Here is a 14,161-nt window from a genome sequence, read left to right as displayed (position 1 = left end):
CGCCGGATGCGCGCCGCGCGCAACCGATCTCAGCCGCCCGCCCGGGCGGCGGCGCATTTATGAGAACACGGTAATTTCAGCGTTTCCTGGGTTTAAGCGGCGTGTCGGCTGGGCACAATGGCGACATGTTGGCACGCCATGTCATTCGTTCTCTCGGTTCAGCACTAGTTATGGCAGCCTCGGGTGTGGCCGCGTCGGCGGTGTCCGGTTCGGTCATCCCCACCGCTGCGGCCCAATGTCCGGACGTGCAAGTGGTCTTCGCGCGGGGCACCGGTGAAGCCCCCGGCGTCGGCCCCACCGGACAGGCCTTCGTAGACGCCCTGCACCAACGCGTGGGGGGCCGCTCCTTCGACGTCTACCCGGTCAACTACCCGGCCACCGATCAGTGGGACACAGGCATCGACGGCATCCGGGACGCCGGCGCACACGTCGTCTCGATGGCCCACGACTGCCCCAACACCAAGATGGTGCTCGGCGGCTACTCGCAGGGCGCGGCCGTGATGGGCTTCATCACCTCGCCGGCCGTGCCCGACGGCATCGACCCGGCCACCGTGCCCAAACCCCTCACCCCGGACGTCGCCAACCACGTCTCCTCGGTCGTGCTGTTCGGCATGCCCAACGTGCGCGCGATGAACTTCCTCGGCGAACCGCCCGTGGTCATCGGTCCGCTCTTCCAGGACAAGACCCTCAAGGTGTGCGCCACCGAGGACCCGGTGTGCTCGGACGGCATGAACTTCGCCGCCCACGACACCTACGCCGACGACGGCGCCATGATCGACAAGGGCGTCTCCTTCGCCTCCAGCCACCTCGGCCTCGGCGGTCCCGGCGCGGCGTCGGTCGCCTCCGGGCACGGCAATTTCGGGGAGTGAGCGCACCGCGGGCCGCTAGTCCCCGATGAACCCCTTGGTGCGCATCAGCGCGTCGGCCAGATATCCGTCGTGCGGGAGGCCCGGGGCGGTCGACCACGTCGGGCGCCCGCGGTAGACGCTGCCGATGGTCGGCTCGGCGACCAGGGCGTCGATCAGTGTGTCGTCGCCGGTGATCGCGGTGACCACCAGTGAGCGCCGCAGCGGCGCGAGCGCCGCGGCCCGCCCGCCCTCGCGCGACCAGCCCGTCACCCACACGCACGGGAAGGGCAGCTCGAGGTTGAGCAGTTCCGGGTCCGGCTCGGTCAGCACGTGTACGGCCGGGCGCAGCGCGGCCTGCCCGCCGCCGAGGTCGGCGACCACCTGGTCGGCCCCCAGCAGCGGCGTCGCCCCGGCGGCCTTGGCCGCCAGGTAGTTCGCCAGGGTGCGCGCCCGCGGCAGCGGCAGGGTCGGCAGCATCGCCCGCTCGTCGTCGGCGGGCAGCGGCTCGATCACGGCGAGCCGCTCCGCGACGGCCGCGGCCAGCGGCGCCGGATCACCCTCGTAGAGCACCGCGGTGGCGTTGACGCACGCCATCCCGCCGTGGCGGGCGACCGAGTCGACGACGACGTCGAGGCACTCCCGCCAGTCCTGCTCGGCGGTGATGACGATCTTGCTGCGGCCGGGGCCGTTCACGATCACCGCCGGATCGGCGGCGTACTTGTCTACTACGCGTTGCCCGCCGTACACCATGGCCAGGTCGGCCGAGGCGATGATCTCGTCGGCCCCGGCGTGGTCGGTGGGCAGGTAAACGGCGTCTTGCGGGCGAAATCCCGCCTGCCGCAACGCCGTCACCAGCCGGTGCCCGGTCAGCGGCTCGCGCCGCGAGGGGCGCACCGCCAGCCGGTAGCCCAGCGCCAGCGCCTGCGGCCACAGCCCGTGCACCCCGGGCCCGTTTCCGGCGGCATGCACGGCGAACACCTCGCCGCGCCGCACCCACAGCGCGCCGCACGCACGGACGCGCGGCTCGCGCCAGTCCGGCACCGCCCCAGCCGGCCGCGCCGAGGCCACCGCGTCGAACGCGCGGGCCAGGCCGTCGGCCACGCCGCGCGCCGCGGCGCGGGTGATCGCCACGGGCAGCCCCGAAATCCGGGCGGCCAAACCGGCGTACGCCTCGAAATCGAGTCCGGCGATCACCCCGTCGGTGAACACCTCGGCGGCCCGCGACAGCGCCGCCCGCCGGTCGGCGGGCGGCAGCGGCGCGGCCTTGCGTTGCGCACCGAGCGTGCGCGAAACATACAGCGGCGGAACGAGACTCAGTCGCGCGACGGCCACCCCGGCGGTGGTGGTGACGGTTTCGGTGTTGCGGGTCCGGTAGTCGCCGTCGGGTCCGAGCGCATCAAGATACAGCAGATCGACTGCGCTGCAAGTGTTTTCACCCGTCACGCTCAGTACACGCCCTCGATGACGGTCTCACCCTCGAAGCTTTGCACCGGCCGCACCTCGCTGAGCGAGTCGCTGAGCTCACCCGCCGGGCCGGGCCTGCGGACGGCCAGGTCGCGCTCCAGGTTGTTCGGGATGAACATGGTCCTGCTGAGGTGGTGCATCACCACCTGGCCGGGCTGCCCGTAGCGCACCCGTTCGCCGGTGTCGGGGTCAACCACCCAGAAGACGACGTAGGGGGTGCGGGGGTCGAACACGAACGTGTCGCCGTCGGTGCGGGTGACCGCCTGCGAGAGCACCATGGTGCTGCCGAAGGCCATGGTGATCGTGGTCCGCGGGAAGATGCCGCGCAGCAGGTCGAGGGTGTCGGCGTCGACGTGCGCGCCGCTGAGCAACAGGTAGCCGATCTTGGCGTCGACCAGCTCGACCACCCGGTCGTCGCGGGCCATCGCCGCCAGCAGCGGACCGGTGGTGTGCAGGTTCGCCACGTCCTGGGTCTGCAGCACGAACACGGCCTGCTCGACGACGTGCTCGACATAGCCGGCCACGTCCGCGGCGGCGTCGCGGGCGGCCAGCTTCTTCACCCAGCGCGGGTCGATGTCGACGGCGTGGAACACCGCGCCGAGCCGCTGGGCCACCAGCCGGGAGAAGTAGCCGACACCGTGCGGGCCGCTCGGCATCATGCACAGGAAGCCTTCGCCGCGGCGAAACCCGCCGGCCGCGAAGTCCTCGGTCTGCCAGTCGACGACCTGGGCGACCCAATCCGGCATCTGCACGGTGCGTTTCGGTGCGCCGGTGGTGCCGCCGGATTCGAAGATCAGCGGGCGGTCCTGGGCCGGATAGCCGCGCGGGATGAGATCGCCCACCGCGACGTTGCGCAGTTCGTTGACCAGGTTCGGAAACCTGCGCAAGTCGTCGAACGTGTGCACGTCGGTCAACGGGTCGAAGGTCAGCGTCCGGGCGGTCCGCAGCCAGAACGGCGAACCGGTGTCCGCCCCGAAGTGCCAGGCGATCACGGCGCGCAGATAGGCCTCGGGGTCGTCGACCGGTGCGGCTCGCGGCACGTCCAACAACGAGAAGTCGATCCCGGTCATGCCGTCGATCCTGTCCCATCGGCGGGCCGTCCGCCAAGGATCCCCGCCGCCGGCGCAGGCGCTTTATTGTGTTATTTCACAAGGATTTTCATTGGTGTGCACGCGATGTTCAACGCGGCGCCGCGTTGCCTAGCGGCCGGATGCGGCCGTCATCGCCTCGTTGAAACCGGGGTAGATGTCGTCGAAGGTGCCGTCCCGCTCGGCGAAGCGGAAGGCCTTGACCCGCTCCACGACGATCTCGTCGGCCTGGGGTTGGGTCTGCAGCAGCGTCATGGTCTCGGTGATGTACTCGTCCAGCGGCATCGCCCGGGGGTCGAATCCGCGCTCGCCCTGCAGCGCGGTCTGCACCTGGGGCGGGATGATCTCGATCACCTGAACCGGGGTGGCGCGCAGCTGGAAGCGCAGCGATTGGGTGTAAGAGTGCAGCGCCGCCTTGCTGGCGCAGTAGGTCGGGGTCAGCGCGCTGGGCATGAACGCCAGCCCGGAGGTGACGTTGAGGATCGCGGCGTGCGGTCGGCGCAGCAGCGCCGGCAACAGCGTCGCGATGAGCCGGATCGGGCCCAGCAGGTTCACCGCCACGGTCTGCTCGGCCAGACCGGCATTGCCGCTGATGAGGTCCTCCACCCGTTGCATGCCGGCGTTGTTGACCACCACGTTGAGGTCCGGGTAGTGGTCGGTGACCTCGGTGGCGAATCGCCGGATGTCCGCGGGATCCCCCAGATCGAGCGACAGGGTCTGGATGCCCGGGTTCGCCTCGGCGACCGCCCGCAGTTGCTCGCCGCGCCGGGCGGCGATGATCACCCGGTTGCCCAGCCGGTGGAACGCTTCGGCCAGGCCGCGGCCGATTCCGGTGCCGCCGCCGGTGACCAACACGGTGTTCCCCGTCATCTGCATCGCGGTTCTCCTTCGCTCTGAGTGCGCCGGTTCGACCCCTACTCGACCGACGTTGCGGATGCCCCAATGCGAAGCGGGCTAACCACGAATCCTGCCCGCACGGCGGCCGCTCCGATAGTGTCCGCGGGCCGCACGCCCTCGCGGCCCGGTCTCAGGCGGCGGCGCGGTTGTGCAGCCGGCGCGGGTCGACGCCGGCCCGGCTCCACGCCTGCGCCGCCCACGGCGTGTAGAGCACCCGCACCGGCAGCCGGTTGATCAGCGGATTGAGCGCCCGCATCAGCGCGGCGAAACGCTGAAACCGCTGCTCCTTCTTGGCATCCCAGCGCAGCTGGCACACCTCGCGCATCTGCGGCGGCAGGGTTCCGACCACCACCAGGCGGGCATAGGCGTTCAGCGGCGCCGAAACGATTTTCCAGACGGGCCGCGGCATCCAGCGCGGACCCGGTATGCCCTTGCGGAGGTAGCCGGTGCCGTACAGCACGGTCTTGTGCGGCACGAACCGGTCGAGCATCTCGTCCCAGTAGGCCAGGAAGTCGTCGTAGGTCTGCGGTTGCCCGCGGTCGCTGACGCCGTAGAGGCTGTACCAGACCTTGCCCTCGTTGAAGATCTGCTCCTTCTCGGCCCGGGTCAGCCGGCGGATGAAGGTGTCGGTGTTGTAGATGACCTGGTCGACGAAGCTGGCGTGCGCCCAGTAGAACAGCTCCGGGTTCAGCGCGTGATACCTGGACCCGTCGCTGATGGTGCCCTTGATGGTCTTGTGGAAGTCGCGGACCTTGCGGCCCCATTCCTGGGGATCGTCGGAGTAGACGGTGTTCATCAGCGGAGGCGCGGTCCGCTTGGCCCGGCCGAGCGTGTCGCTGAAGATCACCGAGTGGTCCAGCACGCCCTGGGCGAGCTGCTCGATGCAGTTCTCCACGCCGGCGGTGCGCTGGAATCCGAACAGCTGGGTCCGGTTGTCGCCGTAGAACTTCCAGATCAACGAATCGGGTCCCAGCCGCGGCGCGTCGGCGGCGTCACGGGCCGACCAGTCCGGCCCGTCGGTGGGCATCGGCACCGCCTCGCGCACGCCGTTGTCGAAATCCCATGCCGCCCGCTGCGCAGTCACCCAACCTCCTCGGCCGATACGACAAAACCTAACGATGAACCAGAGAAACAAATTAGTATCTTTGTTTCACGATAACATCGGTTCGTCCAGACCGCCGTGGGGGTGTGAGCCATGCAGAGCCACCGCGCGGACGCCGCTGCGGGCGAGCGCACCGATCTGGACCGCCTCATCCTGGACACCGCGCGCGGCGTGTTCGAGACCTACGGCGTGCGGCGCGCCAACATCGACGACGTCGCCGCCCGGGCCGGGGTCAGCCGCAGCACCATCTACCGGCGGTTTCCCACCAAGGAGAACCTGTTCGGCCAGGTGGTGCGCCGCGAGGCCGAGCTCTTCTTCAGCACCCTGGACCAGGCGACCGCCGGATGCGATCCCCAGCAGGCGGTGATCGAGGCCTTCGCGCTGGGGGTGCGACTGGTCAAGGACTCCGCGCTGTATTCGCGGATCGCCGAGAGCGAGCCCGAACTGTTCGGGCTGTTTTCCCGCTCGCAGGTGTTCCCTATCCGCCAGTTCGCCGACGGCATCGCGCACACGCTGCGGCGGTGCGGCGCCGAGCAGGCCGAGCCGGACCTGGACAACATCGCCGACATCCTGCTGCGCGTCGCGCTGGGCATCATCGTCTTCCCCACCGACCGGCTGGACACCGCGGACCCCGCAGCCGTGCGCGACTACGCCGCCCGCTACCTGGTGCCGATCATCGGCCGCTGACCCGGCCCGCAGTGTCGGGCACCTGAATTAGCCTGATAGCCGTGCCTGGGTTTTCTGGGACACCGCGCACCCGCTACGCCAGCTGCGGCGACACCGACATCGCCTACCAGGTGCTCGGCGACGGGCCGATCGACCTGGTGCTGCTGCCCGGGCCGTCGATCCCGATCGACTCCGTCGACGCCGAGCCGTCGATGTACCGCTTCCACCGCCGGCTCGCCGCCTTCGCCCGGGTGATCCGGCTCGACCAGCGCGGCATCGGGCTGTCCTCCCGAGTGCCCTCGGTCGACGTGATCGGACCGGAGTTCTGGGCCCGCGACGTCGTCTCGGTGATGGACGCGGTGGGCTGTGAGCGGGCCACCGTCGTCGCGCCGAGCTTCACCTCGATGACCGGGCTGGTGCTGGCGGCCGATTACCCGGACCGGGTGAGCAGCCTGGTGATCATCAACGGCGCGGCCCGCACCGTCTACGCCCCCGACTACCCGATGGGCGCCCGGATCGAGACCCTGGACCCGTACACCACCGTCGCGGTCGACCCCGACGCCGTCGACCAGGGCTTCGACATGCTCGGCCTGATCGCCCCCAGCGTCGCCGGCGACGCCGCCTTCCGCAGCTGGTGGGACGCCGCGGGCAACCGCGCGGCCTCGCCCAGCATGGCCCGCGCGATGATCCTGTCCATCCGGCACGCCGACGTGCGCGACCGGCTGGCGCGCATCGCGGCCCCGACGCTGATCCTGCACCGCACCGACTGCGTCTTCACCTCGGTCGACCACGGCCGCTACCTCGCCGAGCACATCGCCGGATCTCGTTTCGTGCCGCTGCCGGGCGAGGACACCCTGTACTGGGTGGGCGACACCGGGCCCATGCTCGACGAGATCGAGGAGTTCATCACCGGGGTCCGGGGCGGTTCGGAGGCCGAGCGGCTGCTCACCACCATCGTGTTCACCGACATCGTCGGCTCCACCGAACGCGCCGCCGCGCTCGGCGACTACCGCTGGCGCGACCTGCTGGACAACCACGACAGGATCGTGCGCCACGAACTGCAGCGCTTCGGCGGGCGAGAGGTCAACACCGCCGGCGACGGATTCGTCGCCACCTTCAGCAGCCCGAGCGCGGCCATCTCGTGCGCCGACGCCCTCGTGGACGCGGTCGCCGCGCTGGGCATCGAAGTGCGCGTCGGCATCCACGCCGGCGAGGTCGAGGTGCGCGGCGCCCGCAAGGACGACATCGCGGGCATGGCCGTGCACATCGGCGCGCGGGTGGCCGCGCTCGCGGGCCCGGGTGAGGTGCTGGTGTCGTCCACGCTGCGCGACATCGTCACCGGCTCGCGGCACCGGTTCGGTGACCGCGGCGAGACCGCGCTCAAGGGCGTGCCGGGACAGTGGCGGCTCTACCGCCTGCTGCGCGAGCACGCCGCCGCCGAGCGGTGAACACCCGCGACTCGGCGTAGGCTGCCAACGGGGGATGCGCCGGGTCGGCGGCTTTCCGGTTTTTTTGGTCGATTCCGGCGTTCCCGCTTGGCTTTTCCGCGATGGAGTCCTCGAAGGAGTTAGGCATGACCGATGTGCACACCTCGCTGCCTCCCGCGCTGCGACGGGCGCTGGACCTTCTCATCGATCCGCCGGCCGACCCCGACGTGAGCAAGGGCTATCTCGATCTGCTCGGCGGCGCGGCCGACGAGGACGCGGGCGTGCCGAGGAACACCGGCCCGATCCAGGCGGCCTGGGCGTCGCCGATCGGGTCGCTGCTCTACGACAACGCCCAGGCGTTGTCTCGCCGCTGGATCAGCGCCTGGCAGCTGCCGCTGGAGTGGCTGCAGATCCCCCGGGGCGGTGTCGCGCTGGACGTCGGATCGGGCCCGGGCAACGTGACGGCGTCACTGGCGCGGGCCGCCGGACCCGACGGGCTGGCGCTGGGCATCGACATCTCCGAGCCGATGCTCGCCCGCGCCGTGCGCAACGAGGCCGGGCCGCAGGTCGGCTTCATCAAGGCCGACGCGCAGCGACTTCCGTTGCGCGACAACACCGTCGACGCGGCCGTCTCGACCGCGGTGCTGCAGCTGGTCCCCAAACCACAGGCCGCCCTCGTCGAGATCGCGCGGGTGCTGCGACCGGGCGGCAGGCTGGCCGTCATGGTCCCGACCGCCGGCCGCCTGGCCCGCTATTGGCGGCTGTTGCCCAATGTGGGGGCGCATGCGTTCGACGACAACGAGATCGGTGACATCTTGGAGGAGAACGGATTCGCCAGCGTTCGGGTCAAGAACTTCGGCACCTTCCAGTGGGTGCGCGCCAAGCTGGGCTGAGCCCCCGGGCGCCGTTCAGTCGCCCGATTGCGCCAGCGTGGCGAGCCGGTCCATCGACTCGCGCAGCATCTCCGGCGTCGTGGCCCGGGCCCGCTGCAACCGGGTGGGATCGGTCAGCGCCGTCCAGTCGTAGGTGTGGGTCACCGTGGTCAGTTCGGCGTTGACCGGGCTCAGCTCCCAGCGCCACAGGTGACCGGGCGGCTGCTTGCCGGGTTCGGCTGGGCGCCAAGCGATTACGCTGCCCTCGACGAATTCGGTGACGTGGTTCTCGCGCACCGCGCCGTTGGTCAGCGTCATCTTGAACACGTCGCCCACCCGATGGACGCGCTGCCCGGGCGCGGCCGAAGCCAGGTTGTCGTTGCCGTCCCAGCCGGGCTGGCGGGCCGGGTCGGCGATCAGCTCGAAGATGCGGGCGGCGTTGGCCGCGATCACCCGGGTGGCGCTGACGATGCGTTCGGCTTCCGTGTCGGACATACCGCTATCCAAACACGCCGCCGCACGAGTTTCGCCACAGCAGCCGGTACCGGGTCAACAGCGTTCCACGCCCTTGGACATGAGGCGCGGCCCGCGAACGGCCGGGCGGCGGTTACCGGTGAGCACCGCGCGCACCGCCTGGCACGCGCGCGACGTCAGCGGCCCCACCGCGACGAGACGGACCGAACCCGGCGAGATCCGGGAGGTGAGGGTGGCCACGATCTGATCCTTCGGCTCGGAGTGGGAGTCCATTGAATTGCAGCACGGCCGTTTTTCGGGGATGCCGCGCCGCGGTGAACGCCGTGATAAGCCGCACTGTGGCCTACCGCACACGCCGATCAGCGAAACCGGGTGAATCGGCGCAGATATCCGGCCAGCCGGCGCGCCGGTAGCGCCTTGGGCCAGTCGTCGGCGCGGAAGTACGCGTCGGTGCCGCCGTCGACGAATACCACGCTGCCGCAAAGGAAGTCGGCGGCATCCGACAGCATGAAACACATCCACTCGGCCAGCTGGCCGGGGTCGCCGAAACCGCCGACCGGGACGGGGAACGACCGGACCGCCCGGGCCTGCCGGGGCGTGGACAACTGCTCCTGCAGCAGCGGTGTCATGATCGCCCCGGGCGACAGGGCGTTCAGCCGCACCCCCGAGCCCGCCCACTCCGCCAGCACGGCATGGCGGCGCACCCAGCGGCTGACCGCGAGTTTGGCCGCCCCGTACATCATGGTCGGCGCGGCCGGTCCGAACAGCCGCACCGATCGCAACGCCTTGTCGGCGTCGTGCGCCAGCAGCGCGTTGACCGTGCGGCGCGGCACCGTGGGCATCGTCGTGGCCGAATTACTGGCCACTACAACGACTTTGGCGTTCCCGGCGGCCGCCAGCGCCGGTCGCCAGGCCTGCAGCAGCTCGACGACGCCGAAATAGTTCACCGCGGCGATCTGGCGGACCCGGTCGCGCGCCGGGCTGGGTCCCAGCCCGGCCGCCAGCACCGCGCCGTCGAGCCGGTCACCGGCCTGCGAGAGCACCCGGGCGGCGGCGTCGGCGCGGCCTGCCGGGGTGGACAGGTCGGCGATGACGTCGGCGTCCTTGATGTCGACGCCGATGACGGTGTGGCCGCCGTCGCGGAGGCGTTGCGCGGTCTCGCGTCCCATCCCGGACGCCGATCCGGTGATCGCATAGGTTCCCATTCGGTCAGCTCCCCGCGGCGGCGCGCTCGACGTCGAGCAGTTGCTCGCCGCGCCGTTCGGCGTCGTAGGCCGCCCGCCCGCCGCGCAGGCCGAACAGCCGCTTGGAGATCAACAGGTAGATCACCGCGGCGACATTGATGGCGAAGGTCACCACCCGGGTCATCGTGATGCCCTTGGCCAGGTCGTGGATCTCCAGCGGCAGGAAGACCGAGGTGGCGATCACCGCGAAGTATTCGCCCCAGCGCTTGAGCAACCACAGGCCGACGCCCTCGACCACCTCCACCAGCGCGTAGCCGACCAGCATCAAGGTCAGCAGCGCCAGGGTGGACGGCTTGGTGGCCAGCGCCTTTTCCAGCTCGTGCACGATGGTCATCTGGTCGACCTTGAAGCCGGCGGCGCGAAAGATCGGCAGATCGCGGTCCAGGGTGGCCTGGATGGCGCCGCGGGCACCGCGGAACTTCCACACCGCGTAGGCGGCCAGCGCGATCACCAGCGCCCGGAACAGCCGTTCCACCGCCAGCACCCGAATGATGATGGCCTGCCGTAATGCCTTGCCGCGCATGATCATCGGCGCGTCTTCGGCCGGGCCGCGCCGGTGCGCGGGGCCGACGGTGAACTCGCCGCAGCGCAGGCAGCGCCACACCTGGCCCAGTCCGGTGGTGCCGCTGAGCCGGTCGGCCAGCGCCGGCTCGTCGGGCGCGTAGGTGGCGTGCCCGGCCAGCGCGCAGGTGACCAACTCCCAGCGGTTGAGACCGCGATCTTTGGGCATGGCCGATCATCGACTGCCGGTGGTCGACGGCGCAAGTGCGCAGGGCGCGCGTGTCAGACGGCGGCATCGACCGCGCCGGATGCCGGCCGCGACCGGCTCAGCGCCGTCGTTTCGTCGGTGAGATGTTTTCCGATGACCCGGATCTGGCGCGCGCTCAGCGGGCACAGCGGGTGCACGGCCACCATCAGCGACGCCCGCCCGCGGTGGTCGAAGACCGGCGCGGCGATGGTCACCACCGGTTGTTTGCGGCGGCCGGGGTTGTCGTCGGACAGGAACCCGATGGTGGTGAACTCGACCAGCAGCTGATCCATGATGTGGCGCACCGGCGTCGGCATCTCGCTGCTGTCCAGGGTGCCGACCACCTGGACGGCCTGGGCCAGCGCGGGCGTCGTCCAGTCGACGTCGAATCCGCGTTCCCGGGTGTGCGCCAGCACCTCTCGCAGGCGCTGGGCGCGGTCGGCGTTGCTGCCGGCGCCGCGCTGGATCCAGGCGCGCTGCTCCTCCTCGGTGTCCCAGGCCGCCATCGCCACCCCGAACGGCGGAGCGTAGGGGATGCGATCGCCCGGGATGCCCGACGGCTGGGTGGCGGGCTCGCCCTCGAAGGCGGTGACCACCAGGGAATCCCCGAACTTCTCCACCACCGAACAGGCGTACCCGACCGCGCCGGACAGCCGCAGCGCCGCCGCGCGCGCCGCATGCGCCAGCGGCCGCGCCGTGTCGGTGCGCGCGGCCACCACCGCCAGCGCGGGTCCCAGGGCGAAGGTCTTGTCGACCGGGTCGCGGCTGGCCCAGCCGCGGTCGCACAGCGTCTTGAGGATGGCGTGCGCCGTCGCCTGGGTGAGGTCCAGCTCGCGCACCACGTCGGAGAACCGCAGCCGCGCGCTCGGCGACCGCGCCAGCAGCTCGACCACATCGAGCACCCGGGCGGTCGGCGCTGACGTCGATCCGCGAATCGCTTGACTCCTTCGGCCCAGGACTTACAGTGAGACGAACATTCGAGATTTTATATCGATTATTCGAGAAAGTGAAACGCCGTTGCGCGCTGTGGTGTTACGCGACGACCGGTTGCAGGTGCGCGAGACACCGGACCCAGAACCGGGGCCGGGCGAGTTGTTGCTGCGCACCCTGAGCACCGCGATCTGCGCGTCCGACGTGCACTTCATGGACCACCCCGAGCTGGCCCTCGACGATCCGACCGGGCGCTCGCTGTACGACAGCGGTCGCGACATCGTGCTCGGTCACGAGTTCGTGGGCGAGGTCGTCGGGCACGGGCCGGGCTGCACCGGCCAGTTCGCCATCGGCACCCGCGTCACCGCCATGCCGGTGCGCCTGGTCGACGGCGGGGCGGGCGGCATGCGGATCATCGGCCAGCACCCGGACGCCCAGGGCAGTTTCGCTGAGCTGCTGGTGGTTTCCGAAGCGGCGGCCAAGCCAGTGCCCGGCGAGGTGTCCAGCGACGCCGTCGCCGTGACCGACGCGTTCGCGGTCGGCGAGTTCTACGTGCGCTCTGCGCGCCTGCAACCGGGCGAGGTGGCGATCGTCATTGGCGCGGGAGCGATCGGCCTCTCGGCCGTCGCCGCGCTCGCCGCGCGCGGCGTGGAGCCGATCATCGTGGCGGACTTCCGGGCCGACCGCCGCCGGTTGGCCGCCGACAGCTTCGGCGCGCACCTTCTGGTCGACCCGCGCGAGGAATCCCCGTTCGCGGCGTTCAACGCGGCCCGCGTGCGGTACGGATACCCGGTCCGGCAGCGGTATTCGAGTGCGTCGGCGCGCCCGGACTGATCCAGAACCTGGTCGAATCCGCCGAGATGGGCACCCGCATCTACTGTGCCGGCGGCTGGTACACCGGCGACACCCTCGACATCACCACCGCCACCCGCCAGGGCGTCACCATCCAGTTCGGCGGCGGGCCGCACCCGCAGGACTGGTACGGCACGCTCGACGCGATCGTGGCGGGACGACTGGACCCGCTGCCGAGCGTGGGCAAGATCATCGGCCTCGACGAGGTACCCGACGCCCTGGAGCTGGCCCGCCGGTCCGACGGCCCGCCCCGCATCATCGTCCATCCGAACGGAGACACCCGATGAGCGAAAGAGAAGACCGGCAAGACATTTCCGAGCTGCTGGTGCGCTACGCCACCGGGATCGACCGCCGGGACTGGCCACTGTTCCGCACCGTGTTCACCGACGACTGCGTGCTCGACTACGGCGAGATCGGCCACTGGACCGGCGTCGACGCCGTCGCGGATTTCATGGAGCAGGTGCACGCGCTGGCCGGGCACACCCTGCACCGGCTGACCAACCAGGCCATCACGGTCGAGGGCGACCGCGCCACGGCGCGCACCTACATCGACGGGCTGATCATGGCCGGCGACAACAACTCCGGCGTCAACGCGATCGGTTTCTACGACGACGAAATGGTGCGCACCGCACACGGATGGCGCATCGCCCGCCGGCGCTACACCCAGGTGCGGCTGACCACCGTCGGGGCCGGGTCATGAGTTTCGCGGCCAGGTACGGGCCGTGGGCACTGGTGGCCGGCGCCTCGGACGGCGTGGGCGCGGCGTTCGCCGAAGGCCTGGCCGAGCGCGGCGTCAACGTGGTGCTGCTGGCCCGCCGGCAAGACGTTCTGGACCGGGTCGCCGCCCGGATCCGGGCCGGCACCTCGGCCCAAACCCGCACGCTGGCAATCGATCTCGCGCACCCCGGGGCGGCCAAGGCGATCGCCGCGGCCACCGCCGATGTGACGATCGGGATGCTGGTCTACTGCGCGGGCGCCGACCCGGACTTCAAACCGTTCCTTGCCAATCGGATCGAAGCCGCCGAGGCGATGGTGCAGCGCAACTGCATGGTGCCCATGCAGCTGTGTCACCACTACGCCCCGGCCATGGTCGAGCGGGGCGCCGGCGGCATCGTCCTGTTCGGTTCCGGCGCCGGGCTGGCCGGCGGGCCCAACATGGTCGCCTACGGCGCCTCCAAGGCATTCGACATGGTCTTCGCCGAGGCGCTGTGGGCCGAACTGCACGACAAGGGCGTCGACGTGCTGGGGCTCATCCTGGGCAAGACCGATACCCCGGCGTTGCGCGCCCTCGAATACAGCCGCGGCCAGATCGCGTCGCCCGACCAGGCGCCGTCGGACGCGGCGGCCGTGTCCGACGTCATCGCCGAGGCGTTCGAGAACCTCGGCAACGGGCCCACCCTGATGGTCGGCGACACCATGCGCGCCGCGGCGCAGCTGCTGGCATCGCTGAGCCGCAACCAGGCCGTCGAGCTGTTCGCCCAGGCCGCGGCGGCGGCCATGGGCCCGGACGACTAGCGGGAACCCAAGCCGTTCGCTGGGCGTCGTACTC

Annotated in this window: 15 protein-coding genes and 1 pseudogene; 7 read left to right on the top strand and 9 right to left on the bottom strand. The window is 70.7% G+C overall.

The window, feature by feature from the left end:
* Positions 1-125 precede the first annotated feature (125 nt).
* Complete coding sequence (locus tag NF20_RS22915) at positions 126-869, top strand: cutinase family protein (RefSeq protein ID WP_033712282.1); 744 nt, start codon at positions 126-128, stop codon at positions 867-869.
* 15 nt (positions 870-884) lie between these two features.
* On the opposite strand, the gene NF20_RS22910 is transcribed toward NF20_RS22915, so the two are convergent.
* From NF20_RS22910 to NF20_RS22895, 4 genes are all read right to left on the bottom strand, one after another.
* Entirely contained in the window at positions 885-2,258 is a 1,374-nt protein-coding gene (locus tag NF20_RS22910) for an aldehyde dehydrogenase family protein (RefSeq protein ID WP_033712327.1), read from the bottom strand.
* A gap of 35 nt (positions 2,259-2,293) precedes the next feature.
* Positions 2,294-3,382 (bottom strand): AMP-binding protein, encoded by a 1,089-nt coding sequence (locus NF20_RS22905; RefSeq protein WP_033712280.1) that lies wholly within the window; start codon positions 3,380-3,382, stop codon positions 2,294-2,296.
* A 129-nt stretch (positions 3,383-3,511) separates the two neighbouring features.
* Positions 3,512-4,276 (bottom strand): SDR family oxidoreductase, encoded by a 765-nt coding sequence (locus tag NF20_RS22900; RefSeq protein WP_033712277.1) that lies wholly within the window; start codon positions 4,274-4,276, stop codon positions 3,512-3,514.
* A 151-nt stretch (positions 4,277-4,427) separates the two neighbouring features.
* Entirely contained in the window at positions 4,428-5,324 is an 897-nt protein-coding gene (locus NF20_RS22895) for an oxygenase MpaB family protein (RefSeq protein WP_255343267.1), read from the bottom strand.
* Between the two features lie 168 nt (positions 5,325-5,492).
* Between NF20_RS22895 and NF20_RS22890 the strand changes: the two genes are divergently transcribed.
* The 3 genes from NF20_RS22890 (at position 5,493) to NF20_RS22880 (ending at position 8,385) form a co-directional block, all read left to right on the top strand.
* Positions 5,493-6,086: a TetR/AcrR family transcriptional regulator gene (locus NF20_RS22890; protein ID WP_009979879.1), complete on the top strand. Its 594-nt coding sequence runs from the start codon at positions 5,493-5,495 to the stop codon at positions 6,084-6,086.
* 41 nt (positions 6,087-6,127) lie between these two features.
* Entirely contained in the window at positions 6,128-7,513 is a 1,386-nt protein-coding gene (locus NF20_RS22885; RefSeq protein WP_023860843.1) for an adenylate/guanylate cyclase domain-containing protein, read from the top strand.
* Positions 7,514-7,638: 125 nt separating this feature from the next.
* The gene (locus tag NF20_RS22880; RefSeq protein ID WP_033712326.1) at positions 7,639-8,385 is read left to right on the top strand and encodes a methyltransferase domain-containing protein; all 747 of its coding nucleotides are present in this window, start codon (positions 7,639-7,641) and stop codon (positions 8,383-8,385) included.
* A gap of 15 nt (positions 8,386-8,400) precedes the next feature.
* On the opposite strand, the gene NF20_RS22875 is transcribed toward NF20_RS22880, so the two are convergent.
* From NF20_RS22875 to NF20_RS22855, 5 genes are all read right to left on the bottom strand, one after another.
* The gene (locus NF20_RS22875) at positions 8,401-8,859 is read right to left on the bottom strand and encodes an SRPBCC family protein (protein WP_011726544.1); all 459 of its coding nucleotides are present in this window, start codon (positions 8,857-8,859) and stop codon (positions 8,401-8,403) included.
* A gap of 54 nt (positions 8,860-8,913) precedes the next feature.
* The gene (locus tag NF20_RS22870) at positions 8,914-9,078 is read right to left on the bottom strand and encodes a hypothetical protein (protein WP_224110951.1); all 165 of its coding nucleotides are present in this window, start codon (positions 9,076-9,078) and stop codon (positions 8,914-8,916) included.
* A 119-nt stretch (positions 9,079-9,197) separates the two neighbouring features.
* Positions 9,198-10,043 carry an SDR family oxidoreductase gene (locus NF20_RS22865; RefSeq protein WP_033712270.1) on the bottom strand — a complete coding sequence of 282 codons (846 nt, stop codon included), beginning with the start codon at positions 10,041-10,043 and terminating at the stop codon, positions 9,198-9,200.
* Positions 10,044-10,047: 4 nt separating this feature from the next.
* Positions 10,048-10,812 (bottom strand): DUF2127 domain-containing protein, encoded by a 765-nt coding sequence (locus NF20_RS22860; protein ID WP_009979890.1) that lies wholly within the window; start codon positions 10,810-10,812, stop codon positions 10,048-10,050.
* Positions 10,813-10,865: 53 nt separating this feature from the next.
* A complete protein-coding gene (locus tag NF20_RS22855) occupies positions 10,866-11,732 on the bottom strand; it encodes a helix-turn-helix domain-containing protein (protein ID WP_033712268.1) in 867 nt (288 codons plus the stop codon).
* Between the two features lie 124 nt (positions 11,733-11,856).
* Here NF20_RS22855 and NF20_RS22850 point away from each other — a divergent pair.
* The 3 genes and pseudogenes from NF20_RS22850 (at position 11,857) to NF20_RS22840 (ending at position 14,127) form a co-directional block, all read left to right on the top strand.
* A pseudogene (locus tag NF20_RS22850) lies at positions 11,857-12,899 on the top strand (zinc-binding dehydrogenase).
* Positions 12,896-13,312, top strand: a complete 417-nt coding sequence (locus tag NF20_RS22845) for a nuclear transport factor 2 family protein (RefSeq protein WP_033712265.1) — start codon at positions 12,896-12,898, stop codon at positions 13,310-13,312. Before NF20_RS22850 ends, NF20_RS22845 begins: the two are co-directional and overlap by 4 nt.
* Positions 13,309-14,127 carry an SDR family NAD(P)-dependent oxidoreductase gene (locus NF20_RS22840; RefSeq protein WP_023860847.1) on the top strand — a complete coding sequence of 273 codons (819 nt, stop codon included), beginning with the start codon at positions 13,309-13,311 and terminating at the stop codon, positions 14,125-14,127. The genes NF20_RS22845 and NF20_RS22840 overlap by 4 nt, the downstream gene beginning before the upstream one ends.
* Positions 14,128-14,161 lie beyond the last annotated feature (34 nt).

It is taken from the genome of Mycobacterium sp. MAC_080597_8934 (assembly GCF_000523975.1).
Classification (GTDB): Bacteria; Actinomycetota; Actinomycetes; order Mycobacteriales; family Mycobacteriaceae; genus Mycobacterium; species Mycobacterium avium.
This window is presented reverse-complemented; position numbering and strand designations above follow the sequence as displayed.